This window comes from Pseudomonas sp. FEMGT703P (assembly GCF_002786345.1).
GTDB lineage: Bacteria > Pseudomonadota > Gammaproteobacteria > Pseudomonadales > Pseudomonadaceae > Aquipseudomonas > Aquipseudomonas peli.
On record NZ_PGCM01000011.1, the window covers coordinates 1 to 25789 of the forward strand.

At 60.1% G+C, this 25789-nt stretch carries 24 protein-coding genes and 1 tRNA gene; 13 read left to right on the forward strand and 12 right to left on the reverse strand.

What is annotated here, in order from left to right; genetic code table 11:
* Window positions 1-77 precede the first annotated feature (77 nt).
* Window positions 78-153 (forward strand) — tRNA-Gly (locus CUR33_RS17060).
* Between the two features lie 126 nt (window positions 154-279).
* Here the strand turns inward: CUR33_RS17060 and CUR33_RS17065 are convergent.
* Complete coding sequence (locus tag CUR33_RS17065) at window positions 280-690, reverse strand: PA2817 family protein (protein ID WP_090247892.1); 411 nt, start codon at window positions 688-690, stop codon at window positions 280-282.
* Window positions 691-756: 66 nt separating this feature from the next.
* Complete coding sequence (locus CUR33_RS17070; RefSeq protein WP_289240385.1) at window positions 757-3204, reverse strand: acyl-CoA dehydrogenase; 2448 nt, start codon at window positions 3202-3204, stop codon at window positions 757-759.
* A gap of 151 nt (window positions 3205-3355) precedes the next feature.
* Between CUR33_RS17070 and CUR33_RS17075 the strand changes: the two genes are divergently transcribed.
* The 5 genes from CUR33_RS17075 (at window position 3356) to CUR33_RS17095 (ending at window position 10135) form a co-directional block, all read left to right on the forward strand.
* Complete coding sequence (locus CUR33_RS17075) at window positions 3356-4015, forward strand: transglutaminase-like domain-containing protein (protein WP_289240386.1); 660 nt, start codon at window positions 3356-3358, stop codon at window positions 4013-4015.
* Between the two features lie 208 nt (window positions 4016-4223).
* A complete protein-coding gene (locus CUR33_RS17080) occupies window positions 4224-5156 on the forward strand; it encodes an ABC transporter ATP-binding protein (protein WP_160084850.1) in 933 nt (310 codons plus the stop codon).
* Between the two features lie 11 nt (window positions 5157-5167).
* Entirely contained in the window at window positions 5168-5947 is a 780-nt protein-coding gene (locus CUR33_RS17085) for an ABC transporter permease (RefSeq protein WP_090251084.1), read from the forward strand.
* 91 nt (window positions 5948-6038) lie between these two features.
* A complete protein-coding gene (locus CUR33_RS17090; protein WP_289240387.1) occupies window positions 6039-7070 on the forward strand; it encodes an efflux RND transporter periplasmic adaptor subunit in 1032 nt (343 codons plus the stop codon).
* Entirely contained in the window at window positions 7067-10135 is a 3069-nt protein-coding gene (locus CUR33_RS17095; RefSeq protein WP_289240388.1) for an efflux RND transporter permease subunit, read from the forward strand. Before CUR33_RS17090 ends, CUR33_RS17095 begins: the two co-directional genes overlap by 4 nt.
* Before the next feature lie 48 nt (window positions 10136-10183).
* Here CUR33_RS17095 and CUR33_RS17100 read toward each other — a convergent pair whose 3' ends face one another.
* A complete protein-coding gene (locus CUR33_RS17100; protein WP_289240389.1) occupies window positions 10184-11191 on the reverse strand; it encodes an NADP-dependent oxidoreductase in 1008 nt (335 codons plus the stop codon).
* A 224-nt stretch (window positions 11192-11415) separates the two neighbouring features.
* On the opposite strand from CUR33_RS17100, the gene CUR33_RS17105 reads away from it, so the two are divergent.
* Both CUR33_RS17105 and CUR33_RS17110 read left to right on the forward strand, forming a co-directional pair.
* Window positions 11416-12177 carry an SDR family oxidoreductase gene (locus CUR33_RS17105; protein WP_090247880.1) on the forward strand — a complete coding sequence of 254 codons (762 nt, stop codon included), beginning with the start codon at window positions 11416-11418 and terminating at the stop codon, window positions 12175-12177.
* Between the two features lie 147 nt (window positions 12178-12324).
* Window positions 12325-13209 (forward strand): bile acid:sodium symporter family protein, encoded by an 885-nt coding sequence (locus CUR33_RS17110; protein ID WP_289240390.1) that lies wholly within the window; start codon window positions 12325-12327, stop codon window positions 13207-13209.
* A 61-nt stretch (window positions 13210-13270) separates the two neighbouring features.
* Here the strand turns inward: CUR33_RS17110 and cysB are convergent, their stop codons facing one another.
* The 5 genes from cysB to CUR33_RS17135 form a co-directional block, all read right to left on the reverse strand.
* Window positions 13271-14245, reverse strand: a complete 975-nt coding sequence (cysB, locus tag CUR33_RS17115) for an HTH-type transcriptional regulator CysB (RefSeq protein ID WP_090247877.1) — start codon at window positions 14243-14245, stop codon at window positions 13271-13273.
* Window positions 14246-14358: 113 nt separating this feature from the next.
* Window positions 14359-14859 carry a universal stress protein gene (locus tag CUR33_RS17120; RefSeq protein ID WP_160084845.1) on the reverse strand — a complete coding sequence of 167 codons (501 nt, stop codon included), beginning with the start codon at window positions 14857-14859 and terminating at the stop codon, window positions 14359-14361.
* Window positions 14860-15016: 157 nt separating this feature from the next.
* Complete coding sequence (locus CUR33_RS17125; RefSeq protein WP_289240391.1) at window positions 15017-15922, reverse strand: 5'-nucleotidase; 906 nt, start codon at window positions 15920-15922, stop codon at window positions 15017-15019.
* Between the two features lie 9 nt (window positions 15923-15931).
* The gene (locus tag CUR33_RS17130) at window positions 15932-16879 is read right to left on the reverse strand and encodes a putative 2-dehydropantoate 2-reductase (RefSeq protein WP_289240392.1); all 948 of its coding nucleotides are present in this window, start codon (window positions 16877-16879) and stop codon (window positions 15932-15934) included.
* The gene (locus tag CUR33_RS17135) at window positions 16879-17205 is read right to left on the reverse strand and encodes a thioredoxin family protein (RefSeq protein WP_289240449.1); all 327 of its coding nucleotides are present in this window, start codon (window positions 17203-17205) and stop codon (window positions 16879-16881) included. Before CUR33_RS17135 ends, CUR33_RS17130 begins: the two co-directional genes overlap by 1 nt.
* Window positions 17206-17264: 59 nt before the next feature.
* Here CUR33_RS17135 and CUR33_RS17140 point away from each other — a divergent pair, with 59 nt between their 5' ends.
* Together CUR33_RS17140 and CUR33_RS17145 are read left to right on the forward strand one after the other, a co-directional pair.
* Window positions 17265-17684, forward strand: coding sequence for a PilZ domain-containing protein (locus tag CUR33_RS17140; protein ID WP_160084841.1), 420 nt, complete (start codon window positions 17265-17267; stop codon window positions 17682-17684).
* A gap of 169 nt (window positions 17685-17853) precedes the next feature.
* On the forward strand, window positions 17854-18930 hold the full coding sequence (locus CUR33_RS17145; protein ID WP_167141038.1) for a 3-deoxy-7-phosphoheptulonate synthase: 1077 nt from the start codon (window positions 17854-17856) through the stop codon (window positions 18928-18930).
* A 64-nt stretch (window positions 18931-18994) separates the two neighbouring features.
* On the opposite strand, the gene CUR33_RS17150 is transcribed toward CUR33_RS17145, so the two are convergent.
* From CUR33_RS17150 to CUR33_RS17160, 3 genes are all read right to left on the reverse strand, one after another.
* On the reverse strand, window positions 18995-20191 hold the full coding sequence (locus CUR33_RS17150; RefSeq protein ID WP_289240393.1) for a benzoate/H(+) symporter BenE family transporter: 1197 nt from the start codon (window positions 20189-20191) through the stop codon (window positions 18995-18997).
* Window positions 20191-20802, reverse strand: coding sequence for a LysE family translocator (locus CUR33_RS17155; RefSeq protein WP_289240394.1), 612 nt, complete (start codon window positions 20800-20802; stop codon window positions 20191-20193). The genes CUR33_RS17150 and CUR33_RS17155 overlap by 1 nt, the downstream gene beginning before the upstream one ends.
* 139 nt (window positions 20803-20941) lie before the next feature.
* The gene (locus CUR33_RS17160) at window positions 20942-21385 is read right to left on the reverse strand and encodes a MarR family winged helix-turn-helix transcriptional regulator (RefSeq protein ID WP_289240395.1); all 444 of its coding nucleotides are present in this window, start codon (window positions 21383-21385) and stop codon (window positions 20942-20944) included.
* A 97-nt stretch (window positions 21386-21482) separates the two neighbouring features.
* Between CUR33_RS17160 and CUR33_RS17165 the strand changes: the two genes are divergently transcribed.
* The 3 genes from CUR33_RS17165 (at window position 21483) to CUR33_RS17175 (ending at window position 25322) form a co-directional block, all read left to right on the forward strand.
* Window positions 21483-22640, forward strand: a complete 1158-nt coding sequence (locus tag CUR33_RS17165; RefSeq protein WP_289240396.1) for an aminotransferase-like domain-containing protein — start codon at window positions 21483-21485, stop codon at window positions 22638-22640.
* A gap of 33 nt (window positions 22641-22673) precedes the next feature.
* Complete coding sequence (locus CUR33_RS17170) at window positions 22674-23276, forward strand: glutathione S-transferase family protein (RefSeq protein WP_170048945.1); 603 nt, start codon at window positions 22674-22676, stop codon at window positions 23274-23276.
* A 114-nt stretch (window positions 23277-23390) separates the two neighbouring features.
* Entirely contained in the window at window positions 23391-25322 is a 1932-nt protein-coding gene (locus CUR33_RS17175) for a DEAD/DEAH box helicase (protein ID WP_289240397.1), read from the forward strand.
* A 9-nt stretch (window positions 25323-25331) separates the two neighbouring features.
* Here CUR33_RS17175 and CUR33_RS17180 read toward each other — a convergent pair whose 3' ends face one another.
* A complete protein-coding gene (locus tag CUR33_RS17180) occupies window positions 25332-25733 on the reverse strand; it encodes a hypothetical protein (RefSeq protein WP_289240398.1) in 402 nt (133 codons plus the stop codon).
* Between the last annotated feature and the right edge of the window lie 56 nt (window positions 25734-25789).

A 25789-nucleotide genomic window follows, 5' to 3' on the forward strand; every position in this document is an offset into this window, starting at 1 on the left:
AGGACACCGCCCTTTCACGGCGGTAACAGGGGTTCGAGTCCCCTAGGGGACGCCATTTTTGTTGTACCAAGTTGTATGCGGGAATAGCTCAGTTGGTAGAGCACGACCTTGCCAAGGTCGGGGTCGCGAGTTCGAGTCTCGTTTCCCGCTCCATTTTCTTTCGATAGAAAGCATCAAAAACGCCGCTCACTGAGCGGCGTTTTTGTTTCTGCTGTTTTTGAAGCCTGTAAAAAAGCCCGCCGGTTATGCCGTGTGGGCTTTTTCGTTTCTAGCTGAGGCTCAGTGCTTGCCGCCCTGAGCGGGCATGCTCAGCAGCTGCTTTTCCTGATTCCAGTCGAAGGGTTCGTCGTTTTCTTCGGCGTAGAAGCGGCGTTCTTCGAGGGTCTGGTACATCTCGATTTCTTCGTCCGGCATGAAGTGCAGGCAGTCTCCGCCGAAGAACCACAGCAGGTCTCGCGGCACGAGGTGAGCGATTTGCGGGTAGCGCTGGAAGATCTGACTGATCAGATCCTGACCCAGATAAAGGCTGGCCTCCGGATCGCTCGGCAGATCGCTGAGCAATTCGTCGTAACGCTCCAGGTACATGGCGTGGCTGTCATCGAGAATCTGCTCGGCTTCGCCCAGGGCGACCAGGATGGTGCGCAGGTGCTGCAGCAGGGCGAGGTGATGGTCGATGTGGGTGTTGGCCATGGGGCAATCCTGTAGGTAAAACGGGCGCGCAAGTATAAGGCTCACGCCGCCCGCTGTCCTGTCTGCTTAACGGACCTTGCCAGAGCCTAAGGTCAACTCCTCCTTGGCGAAGTCGTCGACATCGATCACCACCCGCCGCGCCGCTTCGGCCTGATGCAGGCTGTGCGCCTCTTCTGGGTTGAGAACCCCAGCAGCCAACGCGGCATCGATCAGGCTTTGCCCTGGCAGTTCCTGTACCTGGCCGGCTTTGACGGCCTTGTGCAGTTTCTTCTGCAGGCCCTGTACGTCTTGCAGCAGGTTCATCGCATATTGCAGAGCACCCACCGGGTCCTGTTCGGCTTGTGGGCGATAACAGCCTTCGAGCAGTTCCTCCAGCGCCGGATCGCCGCTGTTACGGCCGATGATGCCAGCCACTTCGGCGTCCAGTTCATCGCTTGGGCCTTTGTGACGGCGGCCCAGCGGCAATACCAGCACGCGCAGAGCGCAGCCGAGCAGTTTGCTGGGGAAGTTGCTGAGCAGCTCTTCCAGTGCTTGTTCGGCCTTGCCCAAGCTTTCTTCCACGGCCCAGCGCAGCATGGGCTGTGAATGCTCGGGATAACCGAGGTCGTGGTAGCGCTTGAGCGCCGCCGAGGCCAGGTAAAGGTGGCTGAGTACATCACCGAGTCGCGCCGACAGGCGTTCGCGGCGTTTCAGTTCGCCGCCGAGCAACATCATGCTGGTGTCGGCGAGCAGGGCGAAGGACGCTGCCAGGCGGTTGAGCGCGCGGAAATAAGGGCGGATGATGCGATCGCCCGGCACCTGGCTGAAAACGCCAAAGCCGAGGCTGAGCAGCAGGCTGCTGGCGGCGTTGCTCACGGCAAAACCGATATGTTGCAGCAGCAGTTCATCGAATTCCTGCAGTGCTTGATCCTGGTCTTCGCGACTGGCCAGGGCCATTTCCTTGAGTACGTAGGGGTGGCAGCGAATCGCGCCCTGACCAAAGATCATCAGGTTGCGCGAGAGGATATTGGCCCCCTCCACGGTGATAAAGATCGGCGCACCTTGCCACGAGCGCGCCAGGTAGTTGTTCGGGCCCATGACGATGCCCTTGCCGCCGTGCACGTCCATGGCGTGGCTGATGCATTCGCGGCCGCGCTCGGTCAGGTGGTACTTGAGGATGGCCGAGAGCACCGAGGGTTTTTCGCCCAGATCCACCGCATTGGCAGTAAGGATACGTGCGCTGTCCATCAGCCAGGCGTTACCGCCGATACGCGCGAGGGCTTCCTGAATGCCTTCAAAGGCTGAAAGCGGCACGTTGAACTGCTCACGTACCTGGCTGTACTGGCCAGTGGTCAGGCTGGTGAACTTGGCTGCGCCGGTGCCGACGGCCGGCAGGGAGATGGAGCGGCCCACGGACAGGCAGTTCATCAGCATCATCCAGCCCTTGCCGAGCATCTCCTGGCCGCCGATCAAGTAATCCAGTGGGATAAACACATCCTTGCCGGAGTTCGGGCCGTTCATAAAGGCGGCGCCGAGTGGCAGATGGCGGCGGCCGATTTCGACACCAGGCGTTTCGGTGGGTACCAGAGCGAGGCTGATGCCCAGGTCTTCCTCTTCACCCAGCAGATGCTCGGGGTCATAAGCCTTGAAGGCCAGGCCAAGCAGGGTGGCGACCGGGCCGAGGGTGATATAGCGCTTTTCCCAGTTCAGACGCAGGCCGATCACTTCTTCGCCTTGCCACTGGCCTTTGCAGATGATTCCGGTATCCGGCATGGCGCCGGCGTCAGAACCGGCCAGGGGGCCGGTGAGGGCGAAGCAGGGGATGTCTTCACCGCGGGCCAGGCGCGGCAGGTAATGGTCACGCTGCACATCGGTGCCATAGTGCAGCAGCAGCTCGGCCGGGCCCAGCGAGTTGGGCACCATCACGGTGGAGGCCAGGTCGCCGGAGCGGGTGGCCAGCTTCATGGCTACCTGGGAGTGGGCATAGGCGGAAAAGCCCTTGCCGCCGTATTGCTTGGGAATGATCAGGGCGAAGAAGCCGTGTTGCTTGATATGCGCCCAGGCCTCAGCGGGCAGGTCCATCTGCTGGCCGATCTGCCAGTCACTGACCATGGCGCACAGCGCTTCGGTGGGCCCATCGATAAACGCCTGCTCTTCTTCGGTGAGCTGCGCCTTGGGGTAGGCGAGCAGGGTGTCCCAATCCGGGCGGCCGCTGAACAGCTCGCCATCCCACCACACCGTGCCGGCTTCGATGGCGTCGCGTTCGGTGGCCGACATCGGCGGCAGCACGCGCTTGAACCAGGCAAACAGCGGCGCAGTGAACAGGCTACGGCGTTGTTGCGGCAGCAGCAGAGGCAAAGCCACGGCTAGCAGGAGCAACCAGAGTAGGCCCATCAGCCAGACCGGTGCATGGCTGAACACGCCCATCAGAATCAGCAAGCCGGCCACCATGCCCAGTGCGGGCAGAGGCGCGGTGCGGCGGTGAGCGAGAAAGGCCGTGCTAAGCAGCAGGGCGAATAACCAGAGAGCGAGCATGCAGAATCCTCCATGATGATAATGCGTTGTTACGCACCATCACGAGCGTAGTCGTCATTGATGGCGACAAGAGCGGTGAGCTTGGCCGAATCGTCGTGACATTGGCCGGAGCCGCGTCGTTAGACTGGGTCTCTGTCATGGAGAAACCCTGATGCGTGAATACCTCGAGCCCGGCCGCTTCATCGATAGTGACCACCCTGCGCTGGTGGAGTTCGCAGAAAAGTTTCGCGGGGCCAGTCGTGACCCGCGTCAACAGGCGATCAATCTGTACTACGCGGTGCGCGATGAAATTCGCTACAACCCCTATGTGTTCAGCCGCGACCCCGACACCCTGAAGGCCAGTCACGCACTGCAGGCGGGCGAAAGCTACTGCGTGCCCAAAGCCACTTTGCTGGCTGCCTGCGCCCGCCATTGCGGCATCCCGGCACGCATCGGCCTGGCCGATGTACGCAATCATCTGGCCACTCCACGACTGCTGGAAATGCTGCGCAGTGAAGTGTTCGCCATGCACGGCTACACCGAGTTGTACCTTGAGGGCCGCTGGGTCAAGGCCACGCCGGCGTTCAACCTGGCGCTGTGTCGGGTATTCAAGGTCGCGCCGCTGGAATTCGATGGCCTGAGCGACAGCGTATTTCACCCGTTCAACCAGCAGGGCGAGCGTTATATGGAATACCTGCATGACCACGGCCAGTTTGCCGATGTGCCGGAGCCGCTGTTCTTCGGTCATCTGGCTACGTGTTACCCACATCTGTTTGCCGATGACGCGTTGTCGATCAGTGGCGACTTCGCCGCCGAGGCCGTGCCTGGATGATTTATCGACAGGGTTGATAAGCACCATCGGAAACTGCCGGGTTTAATCTGCGCCTGGCGCTGGTAGGCTGCTGCCCAGCCCTGGGGGCGGCAGTTTTGCGCAAAGATGCTGTGGTGGGGAGCTTCCAGGCGCTAGACTTGGGCCACTTCGCGCTGCAGGCGCAGCCCCTCTCGAATTTCTTTTTATCTGATCAGGTGTGCGCATTTTTATGAGTACTGCTCTGTCCATTCGCCAGTTGACCAAGACCTATGGCAACGGCTTCCAGGCGCTGCACGGTATCGACCTGGACGTGGCTGAAGGTGATTTCTTCGCCTTGCTCGGCCCCAATGGTGCCGGCAAATCCACCACCATCGGCATCCTTTCCACCCTGGTGACCAAAAGCAGCGGCACGGTGAACGTCTTCGGTCACGACCTGGACAAACAGCCCTCGGCGCTCAAGCGCTGTCTGGGCGTGGTGCCGCAGGAGTTCAATTTCAACCAGTTCGAGAAGGCCTTCGATATCGTCGTAACCCAGGCCGGTTACTACGGTATCCCGGCGAAAATCGCCAAGGAGCGCGCCGAGCAGTACCTCAACCAGCTCGGCCTTTGGGGCAAGCACAATGTGCCGTCGCGTGAACTGTCCGGCGGGATGAAGCGCCGCCTGATGATCGCTCGTGCGCTGGTGCATCAGCCGCGTTTGTTGATTCTCGATGAGCCGACTGCCGGGGTTGATATCGAACTGCGCCGTTCGATGTGGAGCTTTCTCACCGAGCTGAACGAGCAGGGTATCACCATCATCCTCACCACCCATTACCTGGAAGAGGCCGAACAGCTATGCCGCAACATCGGCATCATCGACCACGGGCGGATCGTCGAGAACACCAGCATGAAGGACCTGCTGAAAAAGCTGCATGTAGAAACCTTCCTGCTCGACCTCAAAGAGGCGCTGCTAGTGGCGCCGCAACTGATCGGCTACCCGGCGCAGTTGCTCGACGGGCATACCCTGGAAGTGCAGGTGGATAAGGCTCAGGGCATTACCGAGTTATTCCGTCAGTTGGCCTTGCAGAACATCGAGGTGCTCAGCTTGCGCAATAAAACCAACCGTCTGGAGGAGCTGTTTGTTTCCCTGGTCGAGAAGAATCTGGCGAAGGTGGCGGTATGAGCACGGCTTATCTGAATTCCGAATTCACCGCCAACATGGTGGCGCTGCGCACCATCGTTTACCGCGAAATCCGCCGCTTTACCCGCATCTGGCCGCAGACCCTGCTACCGCCGGCAATCACCATGGTTCTGTACTTCGTGATCTTCGGCAACCTGATCGGCAGTCAGATCGGCGACATGGGTGGCTTCACTTATATGGAGTACATCGTGCCGGGGCTGATCATGATGTCGGTGATCACCAACTCCTACGGCAACGTGGTGTCGAGCTTCTTTGGCAGCAAGTTCCAGCGCTCCATCGAGGAACTGATGGTCTCGCCGGTGTCGCCGCATATCATCCTCACCGGCTATGTGGTCGGCGGTGTGCTGCGCGGCCTGGCGGTGGGTTTTATTGTCACTCTGCTGTCGCTGTTCTTCACCAAGCTGCAGGTGCATCACCTCGGCGTGACCGTGCTGGTGGTGCTGCTGACCGCGACCATCTTCTCCCTGGGCGGCTTTATCAACGCCGTGTTCGCGCGCAACTTCGATGATATTTCGATCATTCCAACCTTTGTGCTGACGCCTTTGACCTACCTGGGCGGGGTGTTCTATTCGATCACCTTGCTGCCGCAGTTCTGGCAAACCGTGTCCCTGGCCAATCCGGTGCTGCATATGGTCAACGCCTTCCGCTACGGCATTCTCGGGGTGTCCGATATCCGCATCGGCGTGGCCATCGGTTTTATGCTGGTCGCTACTGCTGTGCTGTATGGCGTGTGCATCCGCTTGCTGGTTAGCGGTCGGGGCATGCGCCAGTAACCGGGCAGCCAACATCGGGAAACATTTTTAACGGCTGATCTGTGCGGCTCGGCCGTTAGACTCAGCCTCTACAAAGAATTAGGGGTTGTATATGTTTGCCCGCGCACCTGCTCTGTTCGGTACCGTCTTTCTCGTGTGTTCGCTTGTCAGCGTGCCCGCGCACGCCAACGAAGGGCCACTGGTCGAGGTGGTCAAGGCCGAGCGAAGCTTGGTGCGCGATGAGCTGGTTACCTTTGGCTCGCTGAGCCCTGACGAGTCGGTGATGATCCGACCGGAAATCGCCGGGCGAGTGGCGCAGCTGCATTTTCGTGAAGGCCAACGCGTCGAGGCCGGTGCGTTGCTGATCAGCCTGGATGATTCGATTACCCGCGCCGAGCTGGCCCAGGCGCAAGCTAACCTGAACCTGGCGGAAAAGAACTTTCAGCGCGCACAGATGCTATTCAAGCGCGGCGCCAGTAACGCCCAGGCGCTGGATGAAGCCAGCGCGCAGCAGCAGGCCTCACGCGCCAGCCTGGCGCTGTCTCAGGCGCGCCTGGATAAGACCCGCATCCTCGCCCCCTACGACGGTGTCTTGGGTTTGCGCGCCGTCAGCCCCGGCGATTACCTCAGCGAAGGCCAGGACATCGTTAACCTGGAAGTGCTCGATCCGCTCAAGGTGGATTTCCGCATTCCGCAAAAAGCCGTCAGCCAGATTCGCCTCAAGCAGCTCATCGAAGTCAGCCTGGATGCTTACCCGGATGAGCGGTTTAACGGTGAGATTTTCGCCATCAACCCACGCCTGGACGAAGCTGGACGCAGTCAGGCGATTCGCGCGCATATCAGCAACAGCGATGGTCGCTTGAGCCCAGGGCAGTTCGTGCGGGTTTCGGTGATCCTCGCCGAGCGGCCGAATGCTCTGGTGATTCCAGAAGAAGCCATCATGCCGGTGGGCGACAAGCTGCTGGTCAATCTGGTTGTGGAGGGCAAGGTCGAGCTGCGCGAGGTCAAACTGGGCAAGCGTCTGGCTGGCAAGGTCGAGGTTCTAGAAGGCCTGCAGGGCGATGAAACCCTGATCAGCGCCGGTTGGCAGAAGGTTCGGGCCGGCGCGCCGGTACGCACCAAGGTGGCGGAGCAAGCGTCATGACCCTGTCGGATATCTGCATCCGGCGGCCGGTATTCGCCACCGTACTGTCGCTGATTGTTGTGCTGCTTGGCTTAATGGCCTATGACCGCTTGGCCGTGCGCGAGTACCCGAATATCGACGTGCCGATTGTCACGGTCAACGTTACCTATCCGGGCGCCAGCCCGGAGATCATGGAGTCCCAGGTCGCCCAGCCGATCGAGGACGTGCTGTCGGGCATCGACGGGCTGGACTTCGTCAGCTCCATCAGCCGTTCGGAAAACACCCAGATCACCGCGCAGTTCCGCCTGGGCAGCAACTCCGATGAAGCTGCCAACGATGTACGCGACCGCCTGGGCCGGGTGCGCGGCCTGCTGCCGGATGAAATTGCCGAGCCCATTGTGCAAAAGGTCGAGGCCGACGCCCAGCCGGTGATCTGGATCGCCTTCTACAGCGAACGCTACAGCGCCATGGAGATCACCGACGTGTTGGAACGGGTGATCAAGGATCGCCTGCAGACCATCCCCGGCGTATCCGAAGTGCAGATTCGCGGCGCGCGCACCTTCGCCATGCGCATCTGGCTCGACCCGGAGAAGCTCGCCGCGCACAACCTCACCGTGCAAGACGTGGAAGACGCCCTGCGCCGGCAGAACGTCGAGATTCCGGCGGGGCGTATTGAGTCGCAGCAACGCGAATTCACCGTGCTCTCGGAAACCGACATGAACACCCCGGAGCAGTTTAATCAGCTGATCCTCGATGATTCGCGCGGTTACCTGCTGCGCCTGGCTGACGTTGGTTATGCCGAAATCGGTGCGGCGGACGAACGCAGTATTGTTCGCTACAAGGGTAAGCCGGCGGTTTCGATGGGCATGATCAAGCAGGCTACCGCCAACCCGTTGGATATCTCCGACGGCCTGGCTGAGGCCATGCCCGATGTACGCGCGCTGCTGCCGGAAGGCATGGAAATGGCGGTGGCAAACGACAACTCGCAGTTTATTCGCGAGTCGATCGACAACGTGTTTATCACCATCTGGGAAGCGGTGGGGCTGGTCATTCTGATCATCTTTATCTTCCTGCGTTCGCTGCGTGCCACCATCATCCCGCTGGTGACCATCCCGGTGTCGCTGATCGGTGCATTTGCCTTGATGTCGTTGATGGGATTCACCATCAATACCCTGACGCTGCTGGCGATGGTGCTGGCCATCGGCCTGGTGGTGGACGATGCCATCGTGATGCTGGAGAACATCCACCGGCATATCGAAGAGGGCATGCAGCCGCTGCAGGCGGCGCTCAAGGGCAGTCGCGAGATTGCCTTTGCAGTCATCGCCATGACCCTGACCCTGGCCGCCGTATTTGCCCCCATCGGCTTTATGCAGGGCACCACAGGCAAACTGTTTACAGAATTCGCCTGGACCCTGGCCGGCGCGGTGCTGGTGTCAGGTTTTGTCGCCCTGACCCTGACGCCGATGATGTGTGCGCTGTTGCTTAAGCCGCATCAGGCCGGTGAGCGGCACAACCGGGTGTACAACCTGATCGAGAATTTCCTCAATAGCCTGACTTACAGCTACAAGCATCTATTGGCCAAAGCACTGAGTGCCTGGATGTTGGTGGTGGGCGTGTTGTTACTGACTATTGTGGCCTGCGTGCTGCTGTTCTCAGGGCTTAAATCCGAGCTGGCGCCGACCGAAGACACCGGCACCATTGTCGGCGTGTTTAACGGCCCTGACGGCGCCACTATCAACTACACCGGGCGTTATGCCCGCGAGATCGAAGCGGCCTACGACAGCATCCCGGAAACCAATCGCTACATGGTCATCGCTGGCTTCCCGACTGTGGCTCAGGGCATTTCCTTTATGAAACTTGAGGACTGGGCGGACCGCTCGCGCAGCCAGTTCGAGATTCGTAATGAGCTGCTGCCCAAACTGCAGGATATTGCCGGGGTGCGCGCCTTCCCGGTCAACCGTCCACCGCTCGGGCAGAGCGCGCGAAACCAGCCGGTGAACTTCGTGATTCGCTCGTCCATGGAGTACAGCGAGTTGCAGGGTTATGTCGATCAGTTGCTCAATCAACTGCGCGATTATCCTGGGTTGGAAAGCCTGGACAGCGATCTGAAACTCAACGCACCGCAGCTCAAGGTCGCGGTTAACCGCGAACAGGCCGTAGCCGTGGGCACTGATGTGGCCACCATCGGCCGTAGCCTGGAAAGCCTGTTCGGCAGCCGCCAGGTGACGCGCTTCAAGAAGAACGGTGAGCAGTACGACGTGCTGGTGCAGTTGCAGGACGTGGACCGCAGCAACCCGCAAGATCTCGACCGCGTCTATGTGCGCGGCCGCGATGACAGCATGGTGCAGCTGTCCAACCTGATTGAAGTGCGCGAAACCGTGGCGCCGCGCGAGCTCAATCATTTCAACCAACTGCGGGCAGTGACGGTGAGTGCCAACGTGGGCTCCGGCTACACCCTGGGTGAAGCCCTGGCACACTTGGAAAGCACAGCGCGCACGGTATTCCCGGCAGAGACGCAGTACGACTACACCGGCACGTCGCGAGACTTCAAGGAGTCCAGTGCGGGCATTGCACTGATCTTCGCGCTGGCTTTGGCGTTTATCTTCCTGGTGCTGGCGGCGCAGTTTGAAAGCTTTACTGACCCGCTGATCATCCTGTTCAGCGTGCCGCTGTCGATGGCTGGCGCCTTGCTGGCCCTGACGATGTTCGGCGGCACTTTGAACATCTACTCACAGATCGGCTTGGTGACGTTGATTGGCTTGATTACCAAGCACGGCATCCTGATCGTCGAGTTCGCCAACGTGCTGCTGCGACAAGGGCATGAGTTGCGAGGGGCGGTGATTGAGGCGTCGGTGCAGCGTCTGCGGCCGATTCTGATGACGACCGGGGCGATGGTGTTGGGTTCGCTGCCGTTGGCGATTGCCACCGGGGCGGGTGCGGAAAGCCGTCAGCAGATCGGTATGGTGATTGTCGGCGGCTTGCTGGTAGGCACCTTCTTCACCCTGTTTGTAATCCCGACCCTGTATATGCTGCTGCGCCGCTGGCGGCCGATAAAGCAGGACAGTGAGGCAATGGCAGTTGCCTGATGCCTGGTTTTCGTAGGAGCAGCGCTTAGCCGCTCCTACGAAATTCTCTCAGTCGACTTTCAGCACCAGCTTGCCGAAGTTCTCGCCACTGAACAGCTTGAGCAAGGTTTCCGGGAAAGTGGTCAGGCCGCTGACAATATCTTCCTTGGATTTCAGCTTGCCGCTGGCCATCCAGCCGCCCATCTCCGCCGCTGCTTCGGCAAAACGCGGGGCGTAGGTCATCACCACCATGCCTTCCATACGTGCGCTGTTAACCAGCAGATTGAGGTAGTTGGCTGGGCCTTTTACCGCCTGTTTGTTGTTGTACTGGCTGATCGCGCCACAGATCACTACACGTGCCTTGAAGGCCAAGCGGGTGAGCACGGCATCCAGAATGTCGCCGCCGACGTTATCGAAGTACACATCCACGCCTTTCGGGCACTCGCGCTTGAGGCCGGCAATCACGTCTTCATTTTTGTAATCGATGGCGCCGTCGAAGCCCAGTTCATCAACCAGGAACTTGCACTTGTCCGCACCGCCGGCGATGCCGACCACACGGCAGCCTTTGAGCTTGGCAATCTGCCCGGCGACGCTGCCGACCGCGCCGGCTGCACCGGAAATCACCACCGTTTCACCCGCTTTCGGCGCGCCGACATCCAGTAGAGCGAAGTAGGCGGTCATGCCGGTCATGCCCAGTGCCGACAGGTACAGCGGCAGCGGCGCGCGCTTGGGGTCGACCTTGTAGAAGCCTTTGGGCTCACCGAGGAAATAATCCTGTACACCAAGGGCGCCATTTACATGATCACCCACGGCAAAGTCCGGGTGCTGCGAGGCCACCACTTCACCCACGCCGAGGGCGCGCATCACTTCACCAATGCCGACTGGCGGGATATAGGACTTGGCATCGTTCATCCAGCCGCGCATGGCCGGGTCCAGCGACAGGTAGGCGTTCTTCACCAGAATTTGGCCGGGGCCGGGTTCACTCACGCTGGTTTCGACATAGCTGAAGGTTTCGCGGCTGGGCAGACCGACCGGGCGTTGGGCAAGCAGGAATTGGCGGTTGAGTGGGGCAGTCATGGCAGGTACTCACTGAACGGAAAGCCTGTTGATAGCCCGTGCTGGTCAGCGGGGCAAGGTTTGCCCGTGGGCCGAATGCTTGTAAATCCATTCGAGTGATAGCCATGCTGGGGTGTTAATCACTCATTTCGATGGGGCTATCACCAGCAATTTGATAGTGCTGCCTTGGTACGCAGCAGCTGATTAGACTCAATGCAGTTTTTAATCCTTGCGAGGACACGCAGATGAGCTTGAGCTTTTCCGGCCGGGTTGCCCTGGTCACCGGTGGTGCAGCGGGTATTGGTCGTGCCACGGCACTGGCATTCGCCAACGAAGGCCTGCAGGTGGTGGTGTCCGACGTTGATGTCGACGGTGGCGAAGCAACTGCCGCGCTGATCCGCGAAGCGGGCGGCGATGCGCTGTTTGTACGTTGCGACGTGACCCGCGATGCTGAGGTCAAGGTGTTGATGGAGCGCACGCTGGGCGCCTATGGCCGCCTGGACTATGCCTTTAACAATGCGGGCATCGAGATCGAGAAAGGCAAGCTGGCCGAGGGCAGCGAAAGCGAGTTCGACGCCATCATGGGCGTCAACGTCAAAGGTGTGTGGCTGTGCATGAAGCACCAGATCCCGCTGCTGCTGGCTCAGGGCGGTGGCGCCATCGTCAACACCGCGTCGGTCGCCGGCCTGGGCGCTGCGCCGAAGATGAGCATCTACAGCGCATCCAAACATGCGGTGATCGGCCTGACCAAGTCCGCTGCTGTTGAATACGCAAAGAAGAAAGTGCGGGTCAACGCCGTATGCCCGGCGGTGATCGACACTGACATGTTCCGCCGCGCCTATGAAGCCGATCCGAAGAAGGGCGAGTTCGCCGCCGCCATGCACCCGGTCGGGCGCATTGGCAAGGTCGAGGAAATCGCTACTGCCGTGCTGTACCTGTGCTGCGATAACGCGGCGTTCACTACCGGCCACGCGCTGGCGGTGGATGGTGGGGCCACCGCCATCTGATTTCCTTCAGTAATAAAAAAAGCGCCCATCTGGGCGCTTTTTTTATACCTCGCCATTTCTTTCACCACGTTGGCCACTAAAGTCACTGCAGTGTTCTACGTCGTTGTTCAAGATCGCCCAGCGCTTTGATCAAGGAGTAAGAAAGCCGTGACTGCTGACCCGCTATTGACCCTGTTCCTGCCCATCGCCTTGGGCATCATCATGCTTGGCCTGGGCCTGTCGCTGACCCTGGCCGATTTTGCCCGGGTGGTGAAGTTTCCCAAACCGGTGCTGATCGGCTTGAGCTGCCAGCTGTTGCTACTGCCCGTGGTGTGTTTCTTCCTGGCCAAGGCCTTTGGTCTGGCCCCGGCGCTGGCAGTTGGTCTGATGCTCTTGGCAGCCTCGCCTGGCGGCACCACTGCCAACCTGTACAGCCACCTGGCGCATGGTGATGTGGCACTGAATATCACCCTGACGGCGGTCAATTCGGTGATTGCGGTGCTGACCATGCCGCTGATCGTCAACCTGTCGCTGGCCTACTTTATGGAAGGTGATCAGGCCTTGCCGTTGCAGTTCACCAAGGTGGTGCAGGTGTTTGTTATCGTCCTCGGCCCGGTGGCTATTGGTATCTGGATACGCAGCCGCTTCCCTGGATTTGCCGCACGTATGGAGAAGCCGGTGAAGATCATCTCCGCGCTGTTTCTGCTGATCATCATCATCCTGGCGGTGGTCAAGGATTGGCAGACCTTCGTCGATTACGCGCCGCAGGTGGGTGGTGCGGCGCTGGCGTTCAACCTGATCAGCCTGGCGGTAGGTTACTGGGTGCCGCGTTTGTTTAAGCTAAGCCTGCGTCAGTCGGTTGCCATCGGCATGGAGATCGGCATCCACAACGGCACTTTGGCGATAGCCCTAGCACTGAGCCCGATGCTGTTGAATAACGCCACCATGTCGATCCCGGCGGCGATCTACAGCATCATCATGTTCTTCACCGCGGCAGCCTTCGGCTGGTGGGTGAACTTTGCTCATGGCAAAGAATTGAAAGCCACTGAATAGGTATCGCCGAGTATGAAAAAGCCCGTCACTTGGACGGGCTTTTTCATATCTGCAGGTTGGCTCAGTGCAGCGGCAGTTCAACGCCTTCGAACAGCTCTTCCAGCTCGACCTTGCTGTGGCACTGCACGGCTTTGGCCATCATGTCGCGGGTCAGGTGCGGGGCAAATTTCTCGATAAAGTCGCACATGAAACCGCGCAGGAAGGTGCCGCGACGGAAGCCGATCTTGGTCACGCTGGCTTCGAACAGCTCACCGGCATCCAGCACCACCAGGTCCGGATCGAGTTTGGGGTCGACCGCCATCTTAGCCACGATGCCCACGCCCAGGCCCAGGCGTACGTAGGTTTTGATCACGTCAGCGTCGGCGGCGGTAAACACCACTTTCGGCGTCAGGCCGCGATGGCTGAAGGCTTCGTCGAGTTTGGAACGGCCGGTAAAACCGAACACGTAGGTGACGATGGAGTATTCGGCCAGGGCTTCCAGGGTCAGCTTCGGCAGCTTGGTCAGCGGGTGGCCCTGAGGTACCACGACGCAGCGGTTCCAGCGGTAGCAGGGCATCATGATCAGGTCGTTGAACAGCTCCAGACCTTCGGTGGCGATGGCGAAGTCGACGGTGCCGTCGGCCGCCATTTCAGCGATCTGCATCGGCGTACCCTGGTGCATGTGCAGGGACACATCCGGGTATTGCTTGATAAAGGCACTGATCACCGGCGGCAGGGCATAGCGCGCCTGGGTGTGGGTGGTGGCGATGGAAAGGGTGCCTTTCTTCTCGTTGGAGAACTCCTGGGCAATCTGCTTGATGCTTTCGACCTTGCGCAGGATTTCCCCAGCGGTGTTGATAATGCGTTCGCCGGCCGGGGTGATGCGGGTCAGGTGCTTACCGCTGCGGGCGAAGACTTCAACCCCCAGCTCGTCTTCGAGTAGGCGGATCTGTTTGCTGATGCCGGGTTGTGAGGTGTAGAGGCTTTGTGCCGTGGCAGAAACGTTGAGGTCGTGATGCGCGACTTCCCAGATGTAGCGCAGTTGCTGAAGCTTCATAAAAATCCCTCAAAGCAAAAAGACGGCCGTTCAGGTTACCGGCGTTCTATATAACCATAATGATGATTGAAGCATTAAATCTAGACCAAAAATAGAAATGTGCTGCGCTTCTTCTAAAGATCACCTCGGCTGCGATGCTGCAGCATCGGCACCAGGTACACCGGTACTTCTGACAACTGCACCAGGCGCGACGCGGTACGGCCCAGCGGAATGTCCATATCCGTGCCGTGGCTGTGGCTACCTAGGACCAACAAATCCACACCGAGTTGCTGTGCTTCATCGAGTATCACCAAGGGGGGATCGCCCTGTACCACGCGTACCGCCTTGATCAGATCCAAGTCATGCAACGCTTCGCCAATCTCATCGCGAAAGCCCTCCAGCACCCGCTGCTCGATACTCGCCATCACTGTGCTGAGGCCGTTGGTGCGCAGGTCCTTTAGGCGCTCTTCATCCAGGTAAGTTTGCAGCACTGATTCCGCAAACAGGCCCATGGGCTCGACGGCGTGCACCACATACAGGCTGGCGTTGAAGGAGCGTGTGAGTGCCAGCGCATGCTGCAGGATGTAGGGGGCGTAAAGGCCTAGGTCGGTTGCATAGAGAATCGAGCGAATCATTCGGCCTCCTTGACTGCCAGACTGGCAGGCCTGATCTGAGCTTAGCAGCGCCATCGATAAGTCAAAGAAAGCCGAGGTTTTGAGGACGAATGGTTATATAGGCAGGGAGATAGAGAGCGCTTAGCGGCGAGGGCGATTGACCGCCCTCGCGCGGAGACTAGAGCTGCGGTTCGTTGCTGATGCCGTGTGGCACATGGCCGGTAGGTACGACCTTGTTGGCTTTTTCGCAGTGGCCGGTTTGGTCGTCGAAAAAAACGTCGGCGCCGAAGGTTTCTAGAATTGCGGCTTTTTCCAGACCACCAAGGAAGAACGACTCATCCAGGCGGATATTCCACTCGCGCAGCGTGCGAATCACCCGCTCATGGGCCGGCGCCGAACGCGCTGTAACCAATGCGGTGCGAATCGGGCACTGCTCTTCAGGAAACTCCTGTTGCAGACGATGCAGGGCGGCAAGGAAGGGTTTGAATGGGCCGCCGCCGAGCAGCTCACGGGCCGATTCACGTTCGTGGCTCTGGAAGGCTTCCAGACCGGCCTGCTGATAGACCCGCTCGGATTCATCGGAAAACAGCACGGCATCGCCGTCGAAGGCGATGCGCAGTTCATTGCTGGCCGCCCGCCGTGCGCCGCCAGAAAGAATGGTCGCAGCACCGAAGCCTGCACGTAACGCGCTGCGCACATCTTCAGCGTGGGTGGAGAGAAACAGGTGACAGCCAAATGCAGCCAGATAAGGGTCGGGGCTACGGCCGCCAACAAAGGCTGCGCGGGAGATGCCCAGCCCGTAGTGCTGGATTGAGTTGAACGCACGTAAGCCGGTGTCGGCGCTGTTGCGCGAAACCAGGATCACCTCAACGCGCTGCTGCTTGAGAGCGGTGTTCAGCGCCAGCAGCTTCTCGACCAGCGGAAAGGCATCACCTGGGGGGAGGATCTCGTCCTCATGCTCAATCTGGTATTGGCGATAGGCCTCGACGCCCTGGCTTTCATAAATCTGATGGCTGTCGCGCAGGTCGAACAACGCCCGCGAGGAGATCGCCAGTACCAGTTTGTCGCCTAATCCCTTGCTCATGGCTGTGTCCTATTGCGCGCGTTGTTCGATGAAACGCAGGGTCTGATAAAGCATCTCGGTGCGCGGCATGGCGCAGCCGGCCTGCGCCGCAGCGGCCAACGGCGCGGCGTAGATGGCGTGCAGCTCCAGTGGGCGCTGCAGGGCAAAGTCGTGGTACATGCTCGGCAGGTAATCCGGCATGCGGTCTGTGGCCGCCAACAGTTTGCCGGCAAAGCCTGCGGGCAACTGATAGCCACAGGCGCCGGCGGCATCCACCACTTCCTGCATGATCGCCTCGATCAGCGCGCGGCTGTCGGTGTTGCCCATTAGTGCCGTGGTGGCGCTGTTCAGCAGCACGGCCAGACCGTTGTAGGGCACGTTCCACACCAGTTTCTGCCAGCGTGCCTGGTTCAGTTCGGCCATGGCGGTGGAGTCCAGGCCAGCAGCCTGGAACAGTGCACAGCCTTGTTCGAGGATCTGCTGACGGCTCTCGGCATCACTAGCCGGGCCTGAGTGATAGCCCAGATTGACGCTGCCCAGCGCCTGATGCTCGACCACCCCCGGTGCGCTGCGATGGGCGCAGATATAGCAAAGGCCGCCCAGCAGGTGCAGCGAGTCCGGCAGCAGTGGGCGCAGTTCGTCTTCCACGGCCAGGCCGTTCTGCATCAGCACCACTTTGGCGCCGGGCGCGGCGGCCTGGCTGATCAGCGGGGCGAGTTCGGCGTTGCTGGTGGTTTTAGCGCCGATCAGCAGCCAGTCGCACGGCGGCATATCAGCCGCTGACTGATACGCCTGCACGTTATCCAGGTGCAGGTTGCCGTGTAGGGCACTGTTGACGTGCAAGCCTTGGCTGGCGACTGCGGCGAACTCGCTGCGCAGCAGAAAATGCACATCAAAGCCGGCGCGGGCCAGCATCAGGCCATAGAAGCCGCCAATGGCGCCGGAGCCGATAATGCCGATACGGGGAGTTGGGGTCATCAGGGTAATTCCTCTGCGGGGCGCGACAGGGCAGTGTCCAGCGCCTGAATAAGTGCGGCGGGCTGCAGACGGCTCTGCAACGCGCCATAAAACTGACCATCGCGCACTACGAATAGCGCCGGCAGCTGAAATACCTCATAGCGCGTCACTAATCCGCCGTTGTCGGCCGCATCGACCCAGGCCAGGCGTTGGATGGGTAAGGGTAACTTAGGCAGCTCACGCTTCACCCAGCGGCAACTGGCACAACCTATGCTGGTAAATATCAGCAATGAGATGCCAGGCGCGTCGAGCAAGTAGCGGTCTGCATCTAAATCGGTCAGTTCCAGCTCAGTCACTATACTGGCCAATGTGGTATCAAATTGATGGCATCCGAGGTAGTCATAAGATGCGTCACTTTTTGCGTCATCCCAGTGATATGCCCGTTGAGTTAGTGCTGCGTAAACAGGCGTTCGTGCCCAAGCAGCGGCTGAACAATATCAGTCTCGGCGGTGTGGCTTGCAACTCAAACCGTGCTTTTCGCCGCGGTACGGCCATCGAGTTGCGTATTCCGTTGTTCGGCGAGCATGCGCGTTACCCAGGCCTGGTGGCGTGGTGCCGCAAACAGGAAGACAAATACCTGGTGGGTATCGCCTTTGTCGATGAGGACACCCTGTTTCGCGCGCGCATGGTCGAGCAGGTCTGCCAGATTGAGCATTATCGTCACCAGCGCGAGCAGGAACTGGGTTGCAGCCTGCCAGTCGAGGTGGTGGCGCAGGAGTGGATCAGCCAGCATGCCGCCGAATTTTCCCGCGCCAGCCTGAATTAGTTGAATCGTCCACTCGGCGCGGCTTAAGCCGCAAAGCCCATTGTCGAGCCAGGCCTATACGCGCTAAGGTTCGGCTTCCCCGCTGTGCTCATATTGCTGTGCTCCGCCACACGGGGATCGCTGGCGGCCGGCACCCGTGACCTGATGACTCTGACTGATGAATAGCACGATGGCTGATTTACCGATTGATGACCTAAACGTTGCCTCCAACGAAACCCTGATAACCCCCGCACAGCTCAAGCGTGAAATTCCGCTGACCGATGCTGCTCTGCGCACGGTTGCCAGCGGTCGTGAGGTGATCCGCAATATTCTCGATGGCAAGGATCATCGCCTGTTCGTGGTGGTCGGGCCGTGCTCGATCCACGATATTAAGGCCGCCCACGAGTATGCCGAGCGCCTCAAAGCGCTGGCTGCCGAGGTTTCGGACAGTCTGTATCTGGTTATGCGGGTGTATTTCGAGAAGCCGCGAACCACTGTCGGCTGGAAAGGCCTGATCAACGATCCATTTATGGATGACTCGTTCAAGATTCAGGATGGCCTACATATCGGTCGCCAGTTGCTCCGTGACCTGGCTGAAATGGGCCTGCCGACTGCGACCGAAGCCCTCGACCCGATTTCCCCGCAGTACCTGCAGGACCTGATCAGCTGGTCGGCCATCGGCGCGCGCACCACCGAATCGCAAACCCACCGCGAGATGGCCTCAGGCCTGTCTTCGTCCGTGGGCTTCAAGAACGGCACCGATGGCGGCCTGACTGTGGCGATCAACGCCCTGCAGTCGGTTTCCAGCCCGCACCGTTTCCTCGGCATCAACCAGGAAGGTGGCGTGTCCATCGTCACCACCAAAGGCAATGCCTACGGCCACGTGGTGCTGCGCGGTGGCAACGGCAAGCCGAACTACGATTCGGTGAGTGTTGCCGTTTGTGAGCAGGAACTGACCAAAGCCGGCATACGCCCGAACATCATGGTCGATTGCAGCCACGCCAACTCCAACAAGGACCCGGCCCTGCAACCGCTGGTGATGGACAACGTCGCCAACCAGATTCTCGAAGGCAACCAGTCGATCGTCGGCCTGATGGTGGAAAGCCACCTGGGCTGGGGCAACCAGTCGATTCCCAAGGACCTCAGCCAGCTCAAGTACGGCGTGTCCATTACCGATGCGTGCATCGATTGGGAAAGCACCGAGAAAACCCTGCGCGGCATGCACGCCAAGCTTAAGGATGTGCTGCCGAAGCGTCAGCGCGGCTGATTGCACCGGCTATAACAAAAACGGGCTTATGTGTATGCATAAGCCCGTTTTTTATACCTGCTAATTACGCGTCTCGCTTGCCCCAGTTAAGAATCGCCAAGGTCAGCAAGCCCGCAACAATCCCCCAGAACGCCGAGCCCACCGAGAACAGGGTCATGCCCGAGGCGGTTACCAGAAAGGTGATCAGCGCCGCTTCACGCTCTTTCGGCTCGCTCATGGCCTGGGTCAGGCCGCCGATGATCGAGGCGAATAGCGCCAGTGCCGCGATGGACAGGATCAATGCTTTTGGCAGGGCAGCAAACAGCGCGGCCAAGGTGGCGCCGAATATGCCAGCGATGCCGTAGAACACCCCGCACCAGATGGCGGCGGTGTAGCGTTTTTTCGGGTCTTCGTGGGCTTCCGGGCCGGCGCAGATCGCTGCGCTGATAGCGGCCATATGAATGCCATGGCTGCCAAAGGGCGCCAGCAGCATGGATGTCAGCCCGGTGGTGGTGAGCAGCGGGCTGGCCGGTACGTCATAACCATTGGCGCGCAGCACAGCCATGCCCGGCAAGTTTTGCGAGGCCATGGCGACGATAAACAGTGGAATGCCGATGCTGATGACCGCTGCCAGGGAGAAGCTCGGTGTGGTCCATTCCGGCACCGCCAGTTGCAGCTCGAAGTGCTCGAAATTGAGCAGGCCGAAGAGCGCAGCCAACACGCTGCCAACAATCAGTGCCGCCAGCACGGCATACCGCGGTAGCAGCCGTTTCCCAACCAAGTACGCCAGCAGCATGGCCACCACTAGCAGCGGCTGCTGTTCGGCGGCCACGCAGATTTCCAGACCGATTTTGAACAGCACGCCCGCCAGCAGCGCTGCCGCAATAGAGGCGGGAATGCGCCGCATCAGGCGGTCAAAGGTGCCCGTCAGGCCGATCAGCACAATCAGCCCGGAGGCGAAGATATAGGCGCCAATTGCCTCGCTATACGGCACACCGGGCAGGCTGGTGATCAGCAGGGCTGCGCCGGGGGTGGACCAGGCGATCATGATTGGCGCGCGATAGCGCAGCGACAGGCCGATGCAGCAGATCGCCATGCCAATCGACAGCGCCCAGATCCACGATGAAATCTGCCCGTTAGTCAGTCCGGCGGCCTGGCCGGCCTGGAACATCAGCACCAGCGAGCTGGTGTAGCCGGTAAGCATGGCGATAAAGCCGGCGACTACCGCCGAGGTCGAGGTGTCGGCCAGCGGCTGTAGGCGGGTTTGCGGCAGGTCGTGCATCAGAGCAGTCCGGTGTCGGCGAAGATGGGGTACAGCGAGGCTACCAGCAGCAAGGCCATGCCGATATTGAAGATGCGCAGCGCTCGGGCGTTGCTCAGCCAGTTGCGCAGCAGGCTACCGGCCACCGTCCACAGGCCGACGCTGGGACAGTTGACCAGGGCGAACAGCGCCGCGATCAGCAGCACATTGACTACGAAGTTTTCCTGCGGGGTGTAGGTGGTGATAGCGCCGATGGCCATGATCCAGGCTTTCGGGTTGACCCACTGAAAGGCCGCTGCCTGGAGAAAGGTAAACGGCTTGCCCACCGGCTTTCCGCCATCCTGCGGTGCACCGGAGCCGGCAATCTTCCAGGCCAGGTACAGCAGGTAGGCCGCGCCCAGATAGCGCAATACGTCATACAGCAGCGGTACTTGTTCGAACAGCTGGCCCAAGCCGAGGCCGACCGAAGCCACCAACAGCATAAACCCCAGGCTGATGCCGAACATGTGCGGCAGGCTGCGGCGCAGGCCGAAATTCACCCCGCTGGCGAGCAGCATCATATTGTTAGGGCCCGGTGTCACCGAGGTGACAAAGGCAAAGGCGATAAAGGCGAGCAGCAGTTCGGCGGTCATGGCGCAGCACTCAGGGGCAGTGCTGATCAGCCTAGGGGGAGATGTTCAGAGCGTCGCGGTACAGCAATGCAGGCAATGGGCGGTACAGTTTCAGTTGGCTCGGTCGCAGCGTCAGTACAGTTTTGCCGAGGGTGCTCTCTCAGCCTTCATTTGCGCTGTTGTGCAGGGTTTGGTTGACCTGTAACCAGCCGCTCACGGCTGTTTCTCCGGCTTCACTGAACGCCCGCTGCAGCAGCTTGGCCTGTTCACGGCGCAGAGCCTGTTCCAGCTTGGCGCCTTCAGGAGTAAAGCCGAGTAGGCGTTTGCGCTTGTCGTCTTCAGCGGCAAGGCTCTGCACCAGGTTCATTTCCAGCAGCTGACGCAGCGGGGTATTCAGCGCCTGTTTGCTTACACCCAGGTAGCCGAGCAGCTCTTTCATGCTCAGGCCGGGGTACTTGGCAATAAAGAACAGAATGCGGTGATGCACGCGCGACAGGCCGCGGCGCGCCAGCATCTCATCGGCCTTGGCGGTAAACGCCTGGTAACCGAAGAAGAACGCTTCCATGGCGGTCTGTTGAGTGTTTGGGTTTTTAAGGTCAAGCATGTTGACGTATCCAGGCTGATCGTCGTAGCTTCTGTCAAACAGAGCTTTGGTCAAACAGTTTGACCTATTTTTATTTGCCTTCGCTACCGGTGTATCCATGGCCTTCTCCGAACGTGTTGCCCGCCTGAAAAGCTCCCTGATCCGTGAAATCCTGGCTGCCGCGCAGCGTCCAGAAGTGATGTCGTTTGCCGGCGGTCTGCCGGCCGAGCCAATGTTGCCGCGGGTGGAGTGGGCGGATATGCCCACCAGCATGGGGCAATACGGCACCAGCGAAGGCGAGCCTGAGCTGCGTGAAGCGATTGCTGAAGAGGCGCGCGCCTTGGGCGTACCCTGCGACGCCAGCCAGGTACTGATCGTCAGTGGTTCGCAGCAAACCCTGGATCTAGCCAGCAAGCTGTTTATCGATCCGGGTACCGAGGTGTTGCTGGAGGCGCCGACTTACCTCGCGGCATTGCAGGCTTTTCAGTTGTTCGGCGCCGATTGCATCGCCGTGCCGCAGGAAGCCGATGGCCCGCAGATCGACGCGTTGCGCGCGCGGCTGCAGAACCACAAGCCGGCTTTCGCCTATCTAATCCCAACGTTCCAGAACCCATCGGCGGTGCGCTACAGCGAAGCCAAGCGCGATGCGGTGGCAGCCTTGCTCGATGAGTTTGGCGTGACCCTGATCGAAGATGAGCCTTACCGCGAACTGGTGTTTGATGATGGCAGCGCCACACCGATTGTCAGCCGCCTTAAGCAGGCCAGCTGGATCTACACCGGCACCGTGTCGAAAACCCTGCTGCCTGGCCTGCGCGTCGGTTACCTGATTGCCACCCCAGACCTGTACCCCTACTTGCTGCGGTTGAAACAGTCCGCTGACCTGCACACCAACCGTATTGGTCAGTGGCAGGCGCTGCAATGGCTGGGTACACGGCATTACCGAGAACACTTGGCCGAATTGCGTGATTTCTACCGGGTGCGCCGTGATGCCATGCAGGACGTGCTGGTTGAGCATTTCAGCGACCTGGCCGACTGGCAGATTCCTCAAGGTGGGCTGTTCTTCTGGCTGACCCTCAAGCAGCCGCTGGATACACGTACGCTGCTGGCGCCGGCCCTGGCGCAGAACGTGGCGTTTATGCCGGGCGAACCGTTCTTTATTGATCCGGACGCTAACCCCGGGCATTTGCGGCTTAACTTCAGCCACGTTGCGCCGGAGCGCCTGAGTGAAGGCCTCAAGCGCCTGGCCGAGGTGATTCGCCAGGCACAAGCAAGCTAGTCCACGCGTTAAGCAGGTTAGGAGGAGGGCGATATGTATAAGGTCTATGGCGATTACCGCTCGGGCAACTGCTACAAGGTCAAGCTGATGCTGCACCTGCTGGATCAGCCCTATGAGTGGATCCCGATTGATATCCTCAAGGGCGAAACCCAGAGCGACGCCTTCCTGGCCAAGAACCCCAACGGCAAGATCCCCGTGCTGGAGCTGGACGACGGCACCTGCTTGTGGGAGTCCAATGCCATCCTCAACTTCCTCGCCGACGGCAGCGCGTTTCTGCCCAGCGAGCCGCGTCTGCGCACCCAGGTGCTACAGTGGCAGTTTTTCGAGCAATACAGCCACGAGCCTTACGTCGCGGTGGCACGCTTCATCCAGCTGTATCAGGGCCTGCCCGAAGCGCGCCGCAGTGAGTACGAGGAGTGCCATGTGCGCGGTCACAAGGCACTCAAGGTGATGGAGAAGCAGCTGCAGCGCACGCCATATCTGGTTGGCGAGAATTTCTCGATTGCCGATATCGCCCTGTACGCCTACACCCATGTGGCGGATGAAGGCGGCTTTGATCTGACGCCCTATCCGGCCATTCGCGCTTGGCTGGAGCGGGTTGCCAGCCATCCGCGTTATGTCGGTATGCTCGACTGATAGCTGTCGGATCAGCTGAGCGGTGAGAGGCGCTGCGCTTTCTCAATGCTCAGTCGCCAGCTCGACGTAAAAAGCACTTATCATTCAACGATCTATCTTCTGGCTGGATCGCGAATGCCATCTGCTGTTCAGCGCTATAAGCGGCTGTTGTCCGCTGCACTGGCGCGCTACTTTCCCCACACCACAGCTTATCTGCGTGCCGAGCGTGAAGCGGCGGTGCAGTTAAAAAAGGCTGCACCACGGGCCAAAAAAGCGGCTAGCAAGGGTCAATCTGCTGGCGCGAAGCCGCCGGCTAATCCGCGCCGCGCTGCCGGTAAACCACGCACTCAAGGCATTTACGGGCCGGCTATGCTGACAGTCGAGGCCGCGCAAGCTCAGGCTATGCGCGAGCAGGTGGCGCGGGCGGTGACGGCTGGGCTGCTCAGTGCACCCTCGGATGAGCAATGGGCGATGATCCTCAGCAATCATCCGCTGACGCGCATCTTCGCCGGGGCCGGTTCGGGCAAATCCACCACGCTGGTGCTGCGGGTGGTGTTTATGTTCTGTCACCTGGGCATCAAGCCCGATCAGCTGACGGTGATTTCCTTTACCAATGCCTCCTGTGTCGAGCTGCGTGAGCAGTTGCTAAAGGTGCTGGGCTTCTTCAACTACCCCTTTGATGCCGCCCAGGCGCGTCAGTCTGTGCGTACGTTTCACTCGGCCATGGGCAGCGTGGCCAAGAGCCTGTTGAACAACCCACGCTGGTTCGAACAGCTGGATGACCCACAGGCGGCGAGCCGCGAGTTAGATAACCCGCTAAGTGCCGGACGGCTGCGGCCGGCCCAACAGCGTCTGCTTAAGCAGGCTTACCAGCAGTGCTATGCCGAGCAGCCGGCGTTTCGGCAAAAGGTGCACAGCCTGCTGCAGTTGCCGCCGCCATCCGATACAGGCAAGCGCCTGCCCAAGGCGCCGTTGGATACCTATAAACTGGCAGGCGAATTCAGTGCTGCGCCGCTCTATGAAGCGTTCTACGCTCAGGCCGGGTTTGCCGAAAGCATTGGCGTTGAGCTGTCGACTATGCAACCGCAACGCCTCGACACTGCAATACCAGTGCGTGAGTTTATTGAGGCATTGCTGCTGTTCTGGCCCTATTTCCAGAGCGCTTTGCAGAAGCAGGGGCTGTTGACCTTTAACGCCGCTTTTGCCCAGCTGACGGGAAGGCTGAATGCAGACGGGCAGGGCGTGGCAGCGTCACTGCTGACGCCGTTCAGCCATCTGCTGATTGATGAGTTTCAGGACATCTCGCCGCAGATCGTCCAGTGGCTGCAGGCCGTGCAGCGCACGCTGGCCGGGCAGGGGGCTGCGGTCAGTCTGATGGCCATCGGCGATGACTGGCAGTCGATCTACGGCTGGCGCGGCAGTTCGCCGGAGCTGTTTATCGACTTTGATCGGCACTTTCCTGGGAAAGGGAAAGCCAAGCGCAGCGCCGTGCTGACCCTGGCCAACAACTACCGTTCGATTGAGCCGATTATTCGTGACGCTGAAGCGCTGCTCGGCGACGTGCAGCACAAACAGGCAAAGGCCAGCCAGGCGATTAAAGCCACGCAGCCGGGCGATCATGGCGTGCGCCTGATTCAGCGCTTCGACAGCAAGGCGCGTCAGCCGGAGTTGCTCAAACAGATCCGCGCGCAGTGCGCTTACGCCGCCGAGCGCAACAGCCGCGAACGCAATGCCGTGCTGCTACTGAGCCGGCGGAATGAGCCACTGCAAGCCATTACCGCGCAGCTGGACAAGCAGCTGCCGGTCAAGGCCTACACCATCCACCGCGCCAAGGGTCTGCAGGCCGAAGTGGCGATCATCCTCGATGACTGCCAACCACCCGAGCCGCACCCGCTGCGTAATGCGCTGTACGCCTACTCGGGCTTCTTCAGCAACAGCTACGACCAGGCGATGCAGGATGAAAGCTTGCGCCTGGCCTACGTGGCGATCACCCGTGGGGTCAGGCGGGTGTTCTGGTATTGCCAGAAGACTCAGGGCGCAACGCGGGTGTTGGCGGGGCGCAAATGATAGACGCTGTCAGGCATCGCGCAGCAGGTCATGGGTGTTGAGCAAGTCGTAGGCGATCTGCGGGCGTTTTTCCAACCCGCGGCGAATGGCGGTGGGAATGGCCTGGCGGGTTTTGCGGCACAGCCCGGGCAACTCATCGATCTGAATCGCAATGCCGCGCATGCTGCGTACTTCATTGAAGCCTGGGGCAACCGCAACACGCACGCCGAGTTGTTCGTAGATGCGCCGCTGCAGCTTTTCCAGGTCCGCCAGGCTTTCTAGGTTCTCCAGCCGTTCTAGCAGGCGCTTTTCCTCGGCGCGGGTGAGCAACAGAATACGGACATCGCTATTGGCTTGCTGCAACAGTTGCTCGCGCCCGCAATCGCAGGCACCGGGTGGGCAGGGTTGGCGCAAGAGTGGGGTGTTGGTCATGGGCTCCGATCATAGCCAGCTGCGGGGGCTTTTGCCCATGCTCGGGCATGGACAAA

Coding starts and splice junctions, on each gene's coding strand:
- CUR33_RS17105 (WP_090247880.1), top strand. CDS start 11,416: ATGAGCTTGAGCTTTTCCGGCCGGGTTGCCCTGGTCACCGGTGGTGCA.
- CUR33_RS17140 (WP_160084841.1), top strand. CDS start 17,265: ATGCGTCACTTTTTGCGTCATCCCAGTGATATGCCCGTTGAGTTAGTG.
- CUR33_RS17100 (WP_289240389.1), bottom strand. CDS start 11,191: ATGACTGCCCCACTCAACCGCCAATTCCTGCTTGCCCAACGCCCGGTC.
- CUR33_RS17070 (WP_289240385.1), bottom strand. CDS start 3,204: ATGCTCGCTCTCTGGTTATTCGCCCTGCTGCTTAGCACGGCCTTTCTC.
- CUR33_RS17180 (WP_289240398.1), bottom strand. CDS start 25,733: ATGACCAACACCCCACTCTTGCGCCAACCCTGCCCACCCGGTGCCTGC.
- CUR33_RS17125 (WP_289240391.1), bottom strand. CDS start 15,922: ATGAGCAAGGGATTAGGCGACAAACTGGTACTGGCGATCTCCTCGCGG.
- cysB (WP_090247877.1), bottom strand. CDS start 14,245: ATGAAGCTTCAGCAACTGCGCTACATCTGGGAAGTCGCGCATCACGAC.
- CUR33_RS17130 (WP_289240392.1), bottom strand. CDS start 16,879: ATGACCCCAACTCCCCGTATCGGCATTATCGGCTCCGGCGCCATTGGC.
- CUR33_RS17175 (WP_289240397.1), top strand. CDS start 23,391: ATGCCATCTGCTGTTCAGCGCTATAAGCGGCTGTTGTCCGCTGCACTG.
- CUR33_RS17120 (WP_160084845.1), bottom strand. CDS start 14,859: ATGATTCGCTCGATTCTCTATGCAACCGACCTAGGCCTTTACGCCCCC.
- CUR33_RS17080 (WP_160084850.1), top strand. CDS start 4,224: ATGAGTACTGCTCTGTCCATTCGCCAGTTGACCAAGACCTATGGCAAC.
- CUR33_RS17170 (WP_170048945.1), top strand. CDS start 22,674: ATGTATAAGGTCTATGGCGATTACCGCTCGGGCAACTGCTACAAGGTC.
- CUR33_RS17145 (WP_167141038.1), top strand. CDS start 17,854: ATGGCTGATTTACCGATTGATGACCTAAACGTTGCCTCCAACGAAACC.
- CUR33_RS17065 (WP_090247892.1), bottom strand. CDS start 690: ATGGCCAACACCCACATCGACCATCACCTCGCCCTGCTGCAGCACCTG.
- CUR33_RS17160 (WP_289240395.1), bottom strand. CDS start 21,385: ATGCTTGACCTTAAAAACCCAAACACTCAACAGACCGCCATGGAAGCG.
- CUR33_RS17075 (WP_289240386.1), top strand. CDS start 3,356: ATGCGTGAATACCTCGAGCCCGGCCGCTTCATCGATAGTGACCACCCT.
- CUR33_RS17165 (WP_289240396.1), top strand. CDS start 21,483: ATGGCCTTCTCCGAACGTGTTGCCCGCCTGAAAAGCTCCCTGATCCGT.
- CUR33_RS17155 (WP_289240394.1), bottom strand. CDS start 20,802: ATGACCGCCGAACTGCTGCTCGCCTTTATCGCCTTTGCCTTTGTCACC.
- CUR33_RS17090 (WP_289240387.1), top strand. CDS start 6,039: ATGTTTGCCCGCGCACCTGCTCTGTTCGGTACCGTCTTTCTCGTGTGT.
- CUR33_RS17150 (WP_289240393.1), bottom strand. CDS start 20,191: ATGCACGACCTGCCGCAAACCCGCCTACAGCCGCTGGCCGACACCTCG.
- CUR33_RS17095 (WP_289240388.1), top strand. CDS start 7,067: ATGACCCTGTCGGATATCTGCATCCGGCGGCCGGTATTCGCCACCGTA.